The sequence below is a fragment of the Gracilimonas qinghaiensis genome (assembly GCF_046602855.1).
GTDB lineage: Bacteria > Bacteroidota > Rhodothermia > Balneolales > Balneolaceae > Gracilimonas.
In genome coordinates, this window is sequence record NZ_JBKINJ010000001.1 from 1,331,222 (window position 1) to 1,345,278 (window position 14,057).

At 39.7% G+C, this 14,057-nt stretch carries 10 protein-coding genes; 2 read left to right on the top strand and 8 right to left on the bottom strand.

Annotated elements, in window-relative coordinates; genetic code table 11:
- Positions 1 to 18: 18 nt before the first annotated feature.
- On the bottom strand, positions 19 to 1,704 hold the full coding sequence (locus tag ACKGJO_RS05885; protein WP_411322480.1) for a TonB-dependent receptor: 1,686 nt from the start codon (positions 1,702 to 1,704) through the stop codon (positions 19 to 21).
- 431 nt (positions 1,705 to 2,135) lie between these two features.
- On the opposite strand from ACKGJO_RS05885, the gene ACKGJO_RS05890 reads away from it, so the two are divergent.
- Positions 2,136 to 2,336: a dodecin family protein gene (locus ACKGJO_RS05890; protein ID WP_411322481.1), complete on the top strand. Its 201-nt coding sequence runs from the start codon at positions 2,136 to 2,138 to the stop codon at positions 2,334 to 2,336.
- A gap of 367 nt (positions 2,337 to 2,703) precedes the next feature.
- Here ACKGJO_RS05890 and ACKGJO_RS05895 read toward each other — a convergent pair whose 3' ends face one another.
- The 7 genes from ACKGJO_RS05895 to ACKGJO_RS05925 form a co-directional block, all read right to left on the bottom strand.
- Positions 2,704 to 3,909 (bottom strand): flagellin N-terminal helical domain-containing protein, encoded by a 1,206-nt coding sequence (locus ACKGJO_RS05895; protein WP_411322482.1) that lies wholly within the window; start codon positions 3,907 to 3,909, stop codon positions 2,704 to 2,706.
- Positions 3,910 to 4,558: 649 nt separating this feature from the next.
- A complete protein-coding gene (locus tag ACKGJO_RS05900; protein WP_411322482.1) occupies positions 4,559 to 5,764 on the bottom strand; it encodes a flagellin N-terminal helical domain-containing protein in 1,206 nt (401 codons plus the stop codon).
- 381 nt (positions 5,765 to 6,145) lie between these two features.
- Positions 6,146 to 6,838 (bottom strand): class I SAM-dependent methyltransferase, encoded by a 693-nt coding sequence (locus ACKGJO_RS05905; RefSeq protein WP_411322483.1) that lies wholly within the window; start codon positions 6,836 to 6,838, stop codon positions 6,146 to 6,148.
- A gap of 36 nt (positions 6,839 to 6,874) precedes the next feature.
- Entirely contained in the window at positions 6,875 to 7,483 is a 609-nt protein-coding gene (locus ACKGJO_RS05910) for an acetyltransferase (protein ID WP_411322484.1), read from the bottom strand.
- Complete coding sequence (locus ACKGJO_RS05915; RefSeq protein ID WP_411322485.1) at positions 7,461 to 8,579, bottom strand: DegT/DnrJ/EryC1/StrS family aminotransferase; 1,119 nt, start codon at positions 8,577 to 8,579, stop codon at positions 7,461 to 7,463. Before ACKGJO_RS05915 ends, ACKGJO_RS05910 begins: the two co-directional genes overlap by 23 nt.
- Positions 8,580 to 8,607: 28 nt before the next feature.
- Positions 8,608 to 11,172 (bottom strand): FkbM family methyltransferase, encoded by a 2,565-nt coding sequence (locus ACKGJO_RS05920; RefSeq protein WP_411322486.1) that lies wholly within the window; start codon positions 11,170 to 11,172, stop codon positions 8,608 to 8,610.
- A gap of 24 nt (positions 11,173 to 11,196) precedes the next feature.
- Positions 11,197 to 13,320 (bottom strand): O-linked N-acetylglucosamine transferase, SPINDLY family protein, encoded by a 2,124-nt coding sequence (locus tag ACKGJO_RS05925; protein WP_411322487.1) that lies wholly within the window; start codon positions 13,318 to 13,320, stop codon positions 11,197 to 11,199.
- Positions 13,321 to 13,718: 398 nt separating this feature from the next.
- Between ACKGJO_RS05925 and ACKGJO_RS05930 the strand changes: the two genes are divergently transcribed.
- Positions 13,719 to 14,015 (top strand): flagellar export chaperone FliS, encoded by a 297-nt coding sequence (locus ACKGJO_RS05930; RefSeq protein ID WP_411322488.1) that lies wholly within the window; start codon positions 13,719 to 13,721, stop codon positions 14,013 to 14,015.
- Positions 14,016 to 14,057: the final 42 nt, after the last annotated feature.

Here is a 14,057-nt window from a genome sequence, read left to right on the forward strand (position 1 = left end):
ATTTATAAGATCTTTGTATTAAAACCGGTGTTGAAAATTGATGGTCCCTTCCAGTTCAGTGTATTTTGTACCTGCTCCTTCTAAAGCATTATTGGTGCGGCTTCTCAGACTCAGTGAAAGTGTCCCCTTTTCATAGACTCTGTAATTTGAGGATAAATTGACCATCAGCTGTTGAGTTTTGAATATCGTGTTTGCCAGATTTTGACTACTTCTGTCCAGTTCATTTGTATTTTGATTGAAACCCAAATTCAGGTTCATGGTGAGGCTATTTTCAAAGAATGAATAGGTCGCTCCCGCATTGGCGCCAAGAGTGGTATTGTCGGTTCGGGCCGAGTTATAGACCAGGTAGTTTCCCATGGCATTTACTGAGAAACCTGATGGAAAGGTCAGGCTGTAATTGAGAGAGCTTGAGTAGGTGTCAGAGGTGAAATTATTTTGATTGGTATTTGCAGCGCCTTTGAACTCATTATCCATTTTAAAGTAGGAACCGGACACTCCAAAATTATGCATCAGATCACCTTGCTGTACCGTAAAATTAGGCTGAAGCATGAAGGTGTGTGAAACTTGCATCTGCCCAAGCCCCGCCTGCTGAAGGGAATCAACCGCCGCACTTGAAGAAAAATCATTGACCATCAGGTTATAATTTGCACTAAGCATTATCATATCTGTCAGTTGATACTGGGCGTTGGTTCCCACGGCTGTATTCCTGCGAGTTTGAAGACGTGTACCTAGTAAATTATCGCGTCCCAAAGTCAATGAACCCTGCAATGAAAGGCGATTATCCAGCAAACGAGCCGTAGGGGCGATCATGATCTCTTCCTGATCGTCTCGCATCCTGCCTATTCCAAGTGATCTGAAGCCGGGTTGGATCCTCTCGTAACCTACCTGCAATCCAAAATTATTCAGATTTAATTCTGCGCCTGCTTTACCCGCATAGTTGATACGAGAGCTGATCCTTGGTTTAAATATATTATTCACAAAAGATGGAATACCGGCAGAACCGATCGGTAATGCAGCGCTGTTCAGATCGCGCGTATAAGCTGATACCGTAACCTGACTTGATACATTAAAAATGCCATCAAAAAATGAAACTTGGGCATCAGGTGTCAGAGTCAAGTTTTCCTGTGGAGCCACTTCAAGAGCATTATTTCCACTATTAAGATCGCTGACCTTATCTATAGAGTAGTGCGAGCTCAGGTAAAAATGAGAGTTATTCTCAGCATCGTAACCAAATTTACCGGCGGCGGTCCAGCGTTCATAAGCAGGATCCCTGAAACCATCCTGAGCCTGAAATTCAACTTTTCTGCGAGCTTGACCTCCTGAAATTTCAAACAGCCAGTTTCCCGGTGTAGCTGTGACATATCCTCCCCGAATAGTTGTGCCGCTGAGACCATAATCCGAAAAACTTGGGCTTACGCTTCCGGCTTGAACGGTGACCCAATCCCACGAGGCATTGAAACTAATGTTATTCATATTTTGCCTGAGGCCGGTTTGATCAGTAGAGTACAGAAGGTTCAACCCGGAACTCAGTCCAAATAATGAGAAATTGAGATTAGCATTGGTTTGAAGTGAAGCCGGTGCCCTTCTATTAGCAATACCGCTGGCGGTGTAGCCATTGGCCTTAATACCAATACTACCTGATGCGGTAAACGGACGAATATCTGAATCCTCAATTATTGGGTCGGTCTGGGCGAAGGCTGACATAACTGCCCCGAAGCTCATTAAAACCCCTAAAAATAACGTTAATTTCCCCTGCACTTTGATACGGTTTCTCTAAAGTTGATAGTTGCACTCACCTATACTTACGAGAAACATTTGAGGAAGGGCTCAAAAAAGTTCAAATAATTTTTAATTCCATATCTCAGCATTGATCATGGGGCACCCAACGCTCAAAACAAACTATAGTCTGAGGGAAAGCAAAAGAGCCATTACCTGAAATAAGTGTACTTAGATCTCTTGGGTAATTAATACTGGCAGCCTTATCAACGATGGTATGGTGTACTATGATAAGGGCAAGGTTTATGACTACAACAAAATGGGGAAAAGACGGACTTAATAGTCAAAACCTTTTCATTAAAGTTATAAAAAGCAGATAAAACACTTCTGCCCTTAATTTAAAACTTAAATTAACCACCATGTCATTAGCTAAAGTAATTGAAGTGATCGCTGAGGGAGAAACCATTGAAAAGGCCATGGAAAATGCAGCATCGCAAGCCTCAAAAACCGTAAAAAATATCAAAAGTATTAACTGTGAAAATATTCAGGCACTTGTTGAGAATAATTATGTCAAGAAATATCGAGTAAATGCAAAAGTAACATTTGTGTTGGAAAACTGATTGCTCATAAACAAATCAAGTTCATTTCAAGATTTTTCAATCTGTGGTATATCCTAGATTCTTATACCTTCAGTGAATATTTTCTTAAGGCGTTCATTTGTTTTACACATATCACCTGCTTCTGGCACTGTAACGGCGTCTCAAAATATGACATAAGTATGTCTCCGCTTGCTATATAGCTCTAGATCAATGAGACTGTTATTTTTATTTATGTTAGATGCCATATACATAGCTAAAAATATTTTATCCATTGAATTCATCATTGCAACAAACAAAAAAGATCCATGCCTTCTTTCGAAGACATGGATCCTAAACTTAACACCGGTAACAATACTCTGTCTCATTACCTATTTATCAGGGGGGGGGATTATCCAAGGAATCCTAGTACAGACTGTGGCCCCATGTTTGCCTGAGATAAAGCTGAGGTTGCAGTCTGCTGCAGAATTTGCAGCCTTATTGACTCACTTTGCTCTTTGGCAAAATCAGCATCCATAATTCTACTTGCTGCAGAACTGTTTGCGCTGATTGCCTGAGAAACTGTCACCTCTCGCGTACTCAGTGAGGACTGCGCAATACCCACGGAATTCACGCGGTCAGTCATCGCCTCAATAGCAGAATCTACATCCGCCATGAAATTACGGAATTCAGAGGCTCCCCAATTGGACAGATCCATAGAGCCTTGACCTGTTTCTTTAGCCGTACCTGCAGCTGCTGTATATCCTGTTGCTCCTCCAAGGGCAGTACCTCCACTTTGGAAAGTCACTACAGCATCATCTACAGTGTCGGCATTTGAAACAATAATATCGGTGCCGTCCAGTTCAGCCGTTACACCTTCGACTCCTAAACCATTGATTTCATCAACTACTGTTTGCAAACTTGCTGCAGATGAATCGGTAACACCAGCAAATGTTGTACTGCTTGCAACTCCGTCAACAGTGATCGTAACTCCGGTTATGTTATCTGTAGCAGTTATTCCGGCAGAAGCATCAATTGTTGCAGTTCCGGCATCGTAAGCTGCTGTTGACCCGGTAAACAGCTGGTTCACATTAACAGCCGAAAGATTCGCATCAATGGTGTCTTCTGCACGCTCACCTACCTGAAAGGTAAGAGTAAGATCGCCCTCATGTGTTCCGTTATTACCGGCTAGCAACTCAGTCCCTTGAAATACGGTCTGGTTAGAAACCTCATTAATTTCATTTCCAAGTTGCGCAATCTGCTCAGAGATGTATCCTCGCTCTGTATCTCCCAGCGTGTCGTTCGCTGCCTGGGTTGACAGTGCTTTCATCTCCACCAAATTATCCATAACCGTATCAAAACTTGACTCGGCAATATCGAGTACAGACTTGGCGTCACCAACATTTTGCAATGCCTGTCCCAAACCGGCTACCCGACTGTTTAGTTTCGTGGCAATAGAAAAACCCGCTGCATCGTCTTCAGCCCGGTTGATTCGCAGGCCGGTTGACATGCGCAGCTGGTTCTCAGCCATACTCTTGTTAATCTTATTCAGTGACAACTGGGCATCCAGCGACTGAATATTTGTGTTCACTCTGTTTAAATCACCAAAACTTGACATATCTGATCACCTTTAATTTTGTTGTGGTTTCTTGCTTAATGCTTTTTGTGTTTGGTTACCTCAGTTATCGGGGGCAAAAAGACGACCTTAAATTTTATTTCCAAGATTTATTAATAGAAAGAAGTTTATTGTCTAATTAACGTGAATTCTTTATAGAAATAGCTCTAGCTACCACTCTGAGCGTCTAAAAAATTATGTTACCCTATTGAGGCTTCGGAATCGCAGTAACCAACTTCGCACATTGCTCTTTAAAAGCGCTTGTAATGATAATTTCACATGGAGTATATCAAATCCACATAAATTCACAGGAACAGCTCCAATAAGATCTTTAAAGCACGCTGAGAAATGATCATTTATAGTGTAATTGAGTAAACTTGAACCATTTTTATTTCTTCTAATAACTTTTTAATAAACATCTTAAGTTATATTCTGCCGAGTATATCATTCAGCCCACTTCGGGCGCCGGCTCACTGTTAATTTTATAAAGTGGCCAGACGAAGACAGAAAATACAATAAGCATACTCTATCACTTTATACCTTAAGCTCTTTCCAAAACAAAAAGATCCATGCTTTCTTTCGAAGACATGGATCCTAAACTTAACACCGGTAACAATACTCTGTCTCATTACCTATTTATCAGGGGGGGGGATTATCCAAGGAATCCTAGTACAGACTGTGGCCCCATGTTTGCCTGAGATAAAGCTGAGGTTGCAGTCTGCTGCAGAATTTGCAGCCTTATTGACTCACTTTGCTCTTTGGCAAAATCAGCATCCATAATTCTACTTGCTGCAGAACTGTTTGCGCTGATTGCCTGAGAAACTGTCACCTCTCGCGTACTCAGTGAGGACTGCGCAATACCCACGGAATTCACGCGGTCAGTCATCGCCTCAATAGCAGAATCTACATCCGCCATGAAATTACGGAATTCAGAGGCTCCCCAATTGGACAGATCCATAGAGCCTTGACCTGTTTCTTTAGCCGTACCTGCAGCTGCTGTATATCCTGTTGCTCCTCCAAGGGCAGTACCTCCACTTTGGAAAGTCACTACAGCATCATCTACAGTGTCGGCATTTGAAACAATAATATCGGTGCCGTCCAGTTCAGCCGTTACACCTTCGACTCCTAAACCATTGATTTCATCAACTACTGTTTGCAAACTTGCTGCAGATGAATCGGTAACACCAGCAAATGTTGTACTGCTTGCAACTCCGTCAACAGTGATCGTAACTCCGGTTATGTTATCTGTAGCAGTTATTCCGGCAGAAGCATCAATTGTTGCAGTTCCGGCATCGTAAGCTGCTGTTGACCCGGTAAACAGCTGGTTCACATTAACAGCCGAAAGATTCGCATCAATGGTGTCTTCTGCACGCTCACCTACCTGAAAGGTAAGAGTAAGATCGCCCTCATGTGTTCCGTTATTACCGGCTAGCAACTCAGTCCCTTGAAATACGGTCTGGTTAGAAACCTCATTAATTTCATTTCCAAGTTGCGCAATCTGCTCAGAGATGTATCCTCGCTCTGTATCTCCCAGCGTGTCGTTCGCTGCCTGGGTTGACAGTGCTTTCATCTCCACCAAATTATCCATAACCGTATCAAAACTTGACTCGGCAATATCGAGTACAGACTTGGCGTCACCAACATTTTGCAATGCCTGTCCCAAACCGGCTACCCGACTGTTTAGTTTCGTGGCAATAGAAAAACCCGCTGCATCGTCTTCAGCCCGGTTGATTCGCAGGCCGGTTGACATGCGCAGCTGGTTCTCAGCCATACTCTTGTTAATCTTATTCAGTGACAACTGGGCATCCAGCGACTGAATATTTGTGTTCACTCTGTTTAAATCACCAAAACTTGACATATCTGATCACCTTTAATTTTGTTGTGGTTTCTTGCTTAATGCTTTTTGTGTTTGGTTACCTCAGTTATCGGGGGCAAAAAGACGACCTTAAATTTTATTTCCAAGATTTATTAAAGATTGCGTGAAGAGTGATTTAGTAGTTTTACCTTTTTAATTTATCTCAGTTCTCGATTTCAACGTAGTTAGTACGGAAGGATTGGTACATATCCAGCCATCTCCATCACTATATGACCCATCACCACATCAATTCAGACATAAAAAAATCCATACCCTCTTTCGAAGACATGGATTTAAAAAGACAAATTAATGGTCAAATCGAATCACGTTTAAAACATGCCCTTCGGGCGGGCTAATAAAATTGTACTTTTTTCGCCCTGTTAATTATTCTTCTTGAATTTTTCTTATAGCAAAACTTTGACTTTCCGTAGGCTCGACCGTTAAATAAACAAGTTCCCAATTATAGTTAACACAAAACTCATGCACGGCTTCGATCACACCATATCGGTACATTGAAACCCAATTCCCTAAGCGATAATCGTGCCCGGCCATAATGCCTCCTGGTTTCACTTTAGGGGCAAAGAGTTGAAGTTCATCTCTGGTTGTTTCATAAGAATGGTCAGTATCAATATAGATCCAATCAAAGTATTCCTCTTTAAACTCATGGGCCGCTTTTGTTGACATGATTTTATGAATCCGTACAGTCTCCTCTTTTATCTCTTCTGCAAAATAGTCTTTTACGGCTTCAAACTTGCCATCATGAAACCGGTCGGAACCCCACATATCAATAAGATGGAATTTTTGTGGTTTCACTTTTTTATGAATCAGCTGACTGAATTTACCTTCATCCACCCCAATTTCAGCCACAATACTGTTTTTCTTCATTTTACCAAGTAGCTGATGTCGGTTTAAAAGTAATTCACAATTCTCAATATGCTCGGGCTGTAATGACACTTTTGGGATCTGGTTTTCCCGCAGTTGACGCTGCTGAGCCAAATGCTGAACTACCTTATCGGCCACTTGTTTTATTTGGTCTTTACTTATACGCTTGCTCTGTTGGATACTTTCGTTTTTCATGCTATCAGTATTTTTATTTAATTACGAAATCACTATTTATTTAGCTGGGACACCTTTAATTGTTGCATTATCTGAAATGTCTTTGGTAACTACAGCACCAGCCCCAACCACACAATTATCTCCAATCTTTATATTAGGTAAAATGGTAGCGTTGGCTCCAATGTGGGTAAAATTACCCACATTCACTCCTCCTAATAGGGTTGCGCCAGGTGAAATATCACAATAGGCTCCTACATTCACATCATGATGCACCGAAGAGCGTGTATTAAGTAAAGTGCCATCTCCAATACTTACAGAATTTGAGATGAATACAAATGGCATCACATTTAAACTGGAGCCTAAAAAAACATCATCCTGTGAAACAATTGCATGCGTAGAAATAATGTTGTGTTCTTTTCCTCCAACAGAACGTAGCTTCTCGTTAATTTTTTTACGTTGACTTGTCCCACCTATTCCCAATAAAAACCTATTATCTTCTTTGAAATATAATTCAACTTCTTTCAATGATCTTATTACTGGATAGCTATCTAAAAAAAGTGTTGTACTTTCTTTGCTAACGTCATCAAAAAAGAACAAATCTTCATTCAGTTCTTGTAATACAGATAACAGATCTTTGGCATGCCTACCAGCTCCAGCCACTAGCATTATGGTACCTTTTGTTTAAAAGTTCGGTGATAATAACTTGCTGTTCATATTTTAAGTCATCAAATAAGGGTAAACATAAAACCTTCTTTGATATCCTTGCCGATACAGGACAGTCTCCGATCACATATGATAATTCCGTTAGAGTAGGATAAAAATATCGGCGGGGGCTTATTCCTTTCGTTTCTAAATTAACAACTGTTTCAATTAATAGACCCTCATTCTCAAAAATAACGGGATAGTACGCATAGTTATATTTCGTATTCTTAAAAATAACCTGTTTTCTGATATGGTTATTATTTTTAAATAGTTTGTCATATATGAGAGACTGTTGTTTTCGACTTTTCAATATTCGCTCAACATAATTCAAATTACATAAGCCCATTGCAGCATGTACCTCTGAATTTTTTCCGTTTATCCCTATACCATTATATTTACCGGGGCCATCATGTCCAAAATTTCGCATGTACTGCACCCTTTCTTTCAACTGTTCATTGTTGGTAAAAATACCTCCGCCTTCTACGGTATGGTATAGCTTTGTGGCATGAAAACTAGTAGTTGAAATATCCCCATAATTAAATATGGATTGTCCTCTGTAGGTTACACCAAAACAATGTGAAGCGTCATAAATAACCTTCAAATCATGCTTGTCTGCGATCTTTTTTATGGCTTCAATATCACAAGGGTTACCAAATACATGCGTAGCCAATATAGCTTTGGTGTTCTCAGTAATGCCCTCTTCAATCAAATCTGGGTTGATGTTTAGTGTTTTTTCATCAATATCTACAAAAACGGGCTTACATCCTTCCCAAACAATACTGCTTGTGGTAGCCACATACGAAAAAGGTGTCGTAATAATCTCACCCTTTATGTCAAGAGCCTTAATTGCAATTTGAAGAGCTATAGTTCCATTCGAAACAAATACAAGATTCTGAGTGCCCAGCCTTTTATTCAACCTTACTTCCAATTCCTGGACCAAAGGTCCATTATTTGTAATGTATTCTCTTTCCCAAATTCCATTCAAATAATTTTGATATTCCTCAATAGGAGGAAAAAATGGCTTTGTTACTGGTATCTTTTTTTGGGGATGTTTAAACATATTTCACTCCTGTTCCGAGGTAGAACTTTTAGTTTTTAACAATTTGACTGCATGAGGTTTTCAAGAGTTCAGCGCTGTTTTTTAACCCAAATTTTTGCAGAAATGTTTTTTGATAATCTTCCAATTCATCAGTTGATGGTTTGGGGATATCAGAGAGGCTTTTGTAAGAATCGAAGCTTTGGTAATCCAAAGGCTGAAGGTCATTTTTTAACAGAAATCCCCATCCTGGGTTTTCTTTCACATCACCATTTATCTTAACCATCCTTCTTAAGAAGGATGGTTTATTGAGATAAAGTGACATGATCAAATTTCCCATCGATTGCTGCCTGTTGTGAGCTGTAATGATCATGTCAGCTCCAGCTAAAAAGTTCAGATATTCAGATGGAGCTATAAATTCTGTATGAAACTCTACAGAATTCTCAAATTTCAAGAATTTTATGGTCTCTACTAACTTCTGCTTATAGGCTTTTGAAAAATTATAAGCTACCGGAAGTACTATTTCATAATCCACTAAATCTTCTTTAGCCGCCAGTTGCTTGAGTATACTGATATGCTCATTCGATTCATCACCGGAATTTCCAACGATGATTCTCTTTTTACCACCTGGGTTATTATCAGTAACCTCAACTTTTCCGTATAACCCAGGGATAGGATAAACGAAATCAAACTCAGGTTTTTCTTGATAATGCAGCTTGTATAAATCCTTATCACCTTGAAAAGCGGAGTGGATACTATTTATGTAGTGATCAGGAAACGCAACTGTTTCATTTGCTTTAATTGGATTGTATAAATCACCGCCCCACATAAACCATCCTATATGCTTCTTATCTCCGATCGTATTGATTAGTTTTTTTTGCCAGTCAAAGAAAATGCCATGAAACATCACCATATCTATATGCTCTTTTAGGCATTCCTGGGCAATACATTCAATATTTTTCTGGAAGTTGAATAAGGTTGCAGCCGGATTATTGTTAATCTCTACCGAGTAATTAGGAATCGCCCTGTGTGTTTCGATATAAATCATATGCTGCTGATCCGAATTTAAGTTTACATGCTCTATCAAATCTGACAAGCTTTGGGCATATATGTGGTTAAAGCATATATGAATGACCTTAGGGCAACTCTTCTTGGCTTTTATTATGCCGTTTATGACACCGTTATTAAACTCAGCTTTTGAAAATCTTTCTTCTTTCAGTTTTAAAAAATCTTTAAGGCGGGTAATTAACTCCGGATTCCCCTCCAAAACCTCCAACAATTTCCTTTCCTGCTTGCCACTCAAATACGTGCTCATATCCTTCAGCAGGATCCAGGCTTCTACGGTTTTTACCATGAGCCATTTGGGCAGGTCGGTTTTGATGGGGTTGTTGTCTTGGTCCTGGATAGGCAACATGAAGGGTAGATCCACATCCATGTTTTCCTGACCAAATTTGGTGGTTTCGATCAGCTTTTGCATGACCTCCACAGCCTGACCACGTTTGCCCAATGCATTCAATGTTCGAACGAGTGTAAATGTTACAGAGGTACTGTTTGCTCCCTGATTATACAACTGTATTAGAATCTGAGCTGTCTTCAACAATAGAACAGCTTTTTTGCTTCTTGGCTGATGAAGCTCGGAATCGGTGATATCAATTTGTTCGGCACTAATCAAATAGTTCAATGCCTGCAGGTAGCTCATGATGCCTTCTGATTCACCATGATTTTCCCACTGCTTCATGAGAACCTGAGTCCATGGAAGCTTGCTCAACTCTGTCTTCCACAGATCTTTTTTAACTTCTTTGGGTTTCACTGATTCATCATGCATCCAGCCAGCCTTCCTAAAATCTTCGATCTTGCTTTCAGGAATACCGACCAGGTTTTGCCTATAGGGACCGGCACCTACTTCAATGTTATAATCAACTAAAATACCGGGTCCCGGAATGTACTCATATAGAGTGTATCCGTGATCCTTCAATGCATCAGCAAAGAAATCTACGTTCTTCTCAGCAATAGAAATCAACAGCACCGGTGATTCACTTTCCAAAAGATCTAATGCACCCTTCAAAACTTCGGCTTCCGCTCCGTTTACATCTATTTTAAGGATGTCGATTTTCGGTTCTCCTTCAAACATCCACCAACCATCTAGGGTAATAGTTTGCACCTCTTCCTCGCCGGTTTCATCCAGTTTATTAAATTCAGGCGTTTCTGCGATTTTCCATTTTTGTTTACCCGCCTTTTCCCAAACAGCTTTTCCGATGATCTCCAGATTTTCTAGGTCGTTTTCCAGCTTACTCATCTCCAGGTACTTTTTCGCCACGTTTCCTGGCTCAAAAGAATATACTTTCCCCTCCTTTCCAGTCAGATTAGCGGCAGGTAGGGCATAGACGCCAAATCCGGTACCAATATCTACGAAATTCATTCCCGGTTTAAGATAGTCGCGTATAAAATCCAGTTCGTTTTCATACCATTCATTTTGTTCCAATAGTACGTATGGTGTCAGCATTTCTATATCAGGAGGAGTGCAAATAGTAATCCCATCGAAACACTCAATGGAAATTTTATCCACTTTCTTTCCATTTTTTACCTGTTCCATATTAATATCTATGATTGCTTCCATATTTTTTTCAATTAATATTAATTTCTACGAAAGGGTTTTGATATCGATATGGTCGCACCAATCTTCGCTAGGACTGCCTTCCTCAAAAGATCGGACACGCTGCCTCCAGATCTCTCGAAAAGCTTTCGAAAGATTTTCAGCAAACCGCTTTCCGTTACATACCGGAGAGGACGCTACCACTTCTCTAAGTTCCGAACGTATTTCAGCCAATCTGTTTAAATCTGATGCCAGAGAAACAGCTGTTTCCACATACTCCTCCCAGCTTTCAGAAACCCATTGTGGATATCCTGCGTTATTTACGTGTGTTGCGGAGTGCCTCCCTGCAAAGGTTGGTCCGGGCTTAGTAATCACAGGTACCCCCATCCACAGGGCTTCACAGGTGGTTAGACCACCTGAGTAAGGCCAAGGGTCAAGAGCAATATCTACATCGTTGTACTTCTCAAGAAGTTGGTTATGTGGGGATACCGACTCAAAAAGTATTCTGTTGACGGCTATATCGTTTTCTTTAAAAACATTTAAAACTCTTTCCCTTACTTTATCAGCGTCATACTGTTGTCCTTTCAAAAATAGCTTACTCTTTGGTATTTCTTTTAAAATCTGACACCATTTACCAAGTATAACTTCATTGATCTTTTTGGGGTTATTGAAACATCCAAAGGTAATATACCCGTTATTTTTTAGTGGGAGTTCGCTGACCTCCGGTGCGTAGTCAGGTGGCAAGTAGCTAATATAGTCATCAGGCATGCGAATCAGTTTTTCGGTATAGTACTCTTCCTCTCCTCCAGGACTTTCAATGGAGTCTGTAATTAAAAAGTCCATATCAGCAAGGCCTGTGGTATTAAAAAGTCCACCTACCCACTTCACTGTTATCGGTGCCGGTTTATGACTAACAACAGTTAACTTTCCACCACCAGAGTGACCTGAAAGTTCTACAAGGATATCAATTTCATCATTTCTGATAGTTTGAGCAATATCCGAATCCGATTGTTCTCCGACAAACTTCCAGTCATCGCTTATTTCAAATAGCTGATTTGTGATAAAATCGACCCTTTTAGTGCAATAATAAAAAAAGAGTTCAAAATCATCTTTATTCAAATGTTTTAAACCATCAGTAATCATCCATCCCACCGGATGGGTAAAAAATCCAGCTGAAATAAAACCGATGCGCAGCTTTTTCTCTTCGCTCATATTTAAGGGGACTGGCCTATTAATAGACTCTTTTAAAGAATGAAGCGTATCCCACTCTAAATGTTCACGATAGATCTCTTCCTTTGACTTTGTGGGATTGTAGTGCATGCTCATCAACATATTAGAATGCACAAGTTTTTCATCCGGTTTAAAACTCAGCACTTTACGATAATACTCTTCTGCTCGTTCATATTGCCCTACAGATACTAGGTGATTTGCAATATTTGCGAAAAAGCTATGCTCATTTGGAAATTTTTCCAGTTGAGTTTCAAAGTAATTCAGAGCTTTACCGAACCTCCCTATTTTCACATAAACCGATCCGATTAAATTATGTAAAGCAATATTTGTCGGCGAAATATCTAAAGCCTTATAAAGAGTTTCTTTAGCTTCCTCATATTTTACCAATTCCATTAACGCTTCAGCTTTTTTACGGTAAGCCTCTATACATTTGCTATTCAATCGAATAGCGATATTGAACATTTCAACAGATTTATCTAGAAAGCCTTGTTGAAAGTAAATTTCTCCAATCTTTAACGGAATTTCACTGTTTGAGGGTGCATGATGATTTGCCTTTCCGTAAAATTGCAAAGCCTCATTAAACTTTCCCCTTTCTTTATAAATTTCTGCCAATAAAATCCACGCATCTGTATGTGAACCATCTTTCTTCAGGCATGATGTTGCGTAGTGTTCAGCATTAGCCTGCTCGCCTTTTTCTGAATAACAAACAGCTTCATAATAGTCCAATTCGGCATCGTTTAACCCGCGGTTTCGAAGTGCACTGATAACATTGCTCGCAGATTGGAGGTCACTCTTTGCGATAAATCCCCGGATCATCAACTGCAATACTTCATCAGTCTGTCCATTTTTCTCTATTAATCCTGCAAGGATTTTAAGAGCCGATTCCGTGTTTCCATTATTTTGGTTTAAAATCTGCTTTGCCTTATAAAGTTCAACATTCAAAACTGCACCTTGTTAATTTGAAAAATTAAGTTCAAATCAATGAAGTGCAAAATTAGTACCATTAGTTTCATCTTGGACATCATCTGTCTTTACAGTGCAGAGATACATATCTTTCTCTTAGAAGTGCTAGCCTATCTTCTATATAAGTGGCAAATATTTCCTTTTGAATACTAAATTTTCCGCTCTCATTAGCACATCTGATAGTTTGAATAGCTGCTTAGTATATTGAGAAAGGATTATAACCGAAGAATGAAAGGCTTAAGGTTCATCTCCCCTTTTTGGTATAATAATTGTCTTACACAAATAGACTCTCGTGAAAAATTTGATAAATACACTTAATTATCATTGAAATCGTCCGATAACCAATACGTGACATTAACTTAAAGCGAAATACTCAAATGCGTGATCCACAATTAGTTTATCAACAACAAGCTGTAAAAGATTCTTCACCGCTTCAATTGGTAGTTAAAATGTACGATCTGGCTATCCAATCGACATATCGTAAAGATGGTGAAAAACTTCGGAGTATTATTTCGACTATGATTTCTGGTTTAAATTTTGATCACGAACCGGCTGATCAACTTTTTTCCCTTTATCACTATTGTCAAAATCTTTCAAGAGAAGGTAAGTTTGAAGAGGTTAGGGAGATATTAGAACCGCTTAGAGATACATGGGATGATATTGCAAACAAATAGCTTAACACTCAAAAGTGATAAATATCGCACAATAAATAACCA